This window comes from Pseudomonas sp. 2822-17, assembly GCF_002742485.1.
Taxonomy (GTDB): Bacteria; Pseudomonadota; Gammaproteobacteria; order Pseudomonadales; family Pseudomonadaceae; genus Aquipseudomonas; species Aquipseudomonas cyclaminis.
The window spans coordinates 1-262 of sequence record NZ_LJRZ01000806.1; the positions used below are offsets into that span (position 1 = coordinate 1).

Annotated in this window: 1 protein-coding gene; it reads right to left on the reverse strand. The window is 32.1% G+C overall.

The genetic code is table 11. The features are described 5' to 3' along the window. Nucleotides 1-27: 27 nt before the first annotated feature. A partial coding sequence (locus AOA60_RS28845; RefSeq protein ID WP_158235074.1) for a SpoIIE family protein phosphatase occupies nt 28-262 on the reverse strand: 235 nt, incomplete at its 5' end.

Consider the following 262-nt stretch of genomic DNA (forward strand, 5'->3'; position numbering starts at 1 on the left):
TTCCTCTATACCCCGTATATCTACCATTTAAACATTCCTACGAAGGATTAAGAGGGTAAAATCATCTCTCAACTGAAATTCCTGCACTTTTTCTAGCTCCAAATAAACTTGGTCAACTATTTGTTGTGCCGATAAATGCTTATACTTTCGAATAAGTTGTTTTATATATTTCATATCTATAAATTCATCATTAATTCTACATTCAGTAACTCCATCAGAAAGAAGGACAATAAAGTCACCTGGATTTAATTCTCTGACATAC